General features: G+C 33.5%; 3 protein-coding genes. All 3 read right to left on the bottom strand.

What is annotated here, in order from left to right; genetic code table 11:
• A partial coding sequence (locus tag C1642_RS19730) for a BapA/Bap/LapF family prefix-like domain-containing protein (protein WP_228153942.1) occupies window positions 1-215 on the bottom strand: 215 nt, incomplete at its 3' end.
• Between the two features lie 456 nt (window positions 216-671).
• On the bottom strand, window positions 672-2,174 hold the full coding sequence (locus C1642_RS16245) for a cation:proton antiporter (RefSeq protein ID WP_000526259.1): 1,503 nt from the start codon (window positions 2,172-2,174) through the stop codon (window positions 672-674).
• A 237-nt stretch (window positions 2,175-2,411) separates the two neighbouring features.
• Window positions 2,412-2,558: neutral zinc metallopeptidase (locus tag C1642_RS19725; protein WP_228153945.1), on the bottom strand; the 147-nt coding region annotated here is incomplete at its 5' end.

Raw genomic sequence — 2,558 nt, 5'->3', positions numbered from 1 at the left:
TGCTCGGCTGTTCCGCTAAAGAAACCTTCAATAACAATGGTCTCGCCATTTTTCAGACGTATGACTGCATTGGTACCCTCCCTATTCACTACCAATACATCACTGGCAGCCACTTTCACCAATACAACTGACGCTTCTGAAAGTTTTGCAGAAGTTCCCTCTGTGGTTACCAAGGTCTTATGATTATCCTTAGCAATAATTTGTATCTCAGGCATATCTACATTCCTTTATATTATTGATTTAAATGATTTTATGTATAATTCTTTTTACTTAATGTTTTCATGTTTTTTGATCTACAACTTAAAAAACATTAAGTAATGTGATCATTTTTACGTTAATCACTTTAAAATAAAAAAAATAAATACTAAAGCCCTTAAAGAAAAAAAATTAACTAATACAAATTTTATATAAATAAAAATCTGATTTTTCTACTTATAATCTATTCAAAAAGCTTATTAACTTTTTTATATGTAAAAGAAAATTAATTTTTCAATATTGAACATTCATTAAAAATTATTTTAATTTAAATTTTCATATAACAAGTTTTAATATCTCAACAAAATAAAATATATTAATAATGATATATATAAAAAAAATGGCCTTAGATAATATTTTACTATTACACTAAAGCCTCATTTTTATATTCAAATAAAATTATTTTTTATTTACCTTTAGAAATTATCGGGACTTTCAAAACGTTTTACTTCTTGTAACTTATTTGGATCATGCATGGTTGCGATCCCGTCTTCTGTTTTTTGATCAACAATAACATCTGGGTTAAAGATAGTAATTGTTTCTCTTCCTAATGCATCTTCTCCAACTATATATTGAAAGCCACGGCGATTCATTTTATGGCATAGCTTTTGATAAAAGCCTTTAAGCCCTTCCGTTTCTTCATTAGGATTGTAATAAAACGCATTCATTACCGCAGGAAGGCCAAGTCCACACACTACACCAGATAACAATACGCTAATAAAGGTATATCCAATCAGAATACTGCTATAAGGGCTCAGCGCCGGAATATTCGCGACCGCCAAAATCAAAGCGAGTGAAATCCCTCCTCGAACACCACCCCAAGATAAAATAGTTAAACTACCATTGTAACTTTTGGTCTTACGCATTGTTGGGAAGAAAGCAAAAGACATAAAGTTTGCTGCAAAACGAGAAATATGCAGAATAAAGAAAGCAACTATTCCACCTAAAATCAGGCTAAAGTTTAAGTCAAGAATAAATAACTCAAGGCCAATTAAGGTAAATAAGAATGAATTGATAATCCCTTCTACTGTATGCCAAAAATGGTTAACCTCTCTGATCTCACGCTCTTCACGAATTTCTTTCCATTTATTACCGACGATTAAACCACCAATTACGCAGGCAATCGGTGCGGAAGCATGGGCGAATAGAGCCACCAAATATGCTCCGCTTGCAAGTAAGGCAGTTGTTAAAATCAGGGACTCCATTTCGTGTTTACCACGCAATAAGCGTAAAGTACCTATCCCAAATGCCCACCCAATACCAACAGCAACCACAATTTCATAAAGCAAAGCTTCTAATGTCGCAACCAATGAAAAATGTTCACCCTGTAAAACATTCAGTAATGTCATAAATAAGGCAATACACATCGCATCGTTAAATAAAGATTCTCCTTCTAATTTAACAATGAGATGATGAGGAGCACGAATTGAACTTAAAACACCTTTAATACCGATCGGGTCTGTTGCACCTAATGCTGCACCTAATAATAGAAGAACCAAAATTGGTACATGATGCCCAACTAACAATTGGAAACCGTAAAGTAAGCTACCAAACAATACAGCGCAGATTACCAAGGCAATAGTGGCCAAAATACTAATCTGTTTCCAATAGCTTCTTAGATCTGAAATTTTAAATTTAAGTGCTGAAGATGTCAGAATAAAGCAAATAACGCCATTAATTAAAAAATCATAGAAATCGATGTGACGTACTGCTTCCTCAATATTATGAATATTGATAGTAATGAATTGATTACCATTTAAAAGACTGGCTCCCCATTGCAAAATGAAGACAAAAATCGCAGAAACAAGTGGTACGCCGATAGCCTGAGGAAAGCCCAAAATACGCTTATTAAATATGGTGGTCGCAATTGATAAGGCAAATACAACCGTAAATGCTTGTAATAAGAAAAAATTACCCATGAACACCCTTCTTCTGGGTCAATGACCAAATAAAAAATCTAGACAGCAGAACTGAACAGAACGAGAAAATAGGCACCTCATGTGTGCCCAAGCAATTAAAAAGTTGGAATACAAGTTTAACGAATTACGTTAATCATTCTATCAATTAGTTAAATTTCTTAACATTAATTATGTTGGAGGGATGATTAAAAAGATGAGCCTACTTAAACACCTTGTAAACTCATCTTATTTATAGATTTAGATAGAATTATTAAAAGTATCGCATTGGCTAATATCACCAGTTTTTAAACCGACTTGGAACCAGTGCATTCGCTGTTCACTACTACCATGAGTAAAGCTATCCGGAACGACCTGTCCAGTTGCCCGTTTTTGTAAGTAGTCATC

It is taken from the genome of Acinetobacter sp. AKBS16 (assembly GCF_002899995.1).
Taxonomy (GTDB): Bacteria; Pseudomonadota; Gammaproteobacteria; order Pseudomonadales; family Moraxellaceae; genus Acinetobacter; species Acinetobacter baumannii.
The sequence above is the reverse complement of the archived record's forward strand: the minus strand, read 5'-3'. Positions and strand labels throughout refer to the sequence as shown.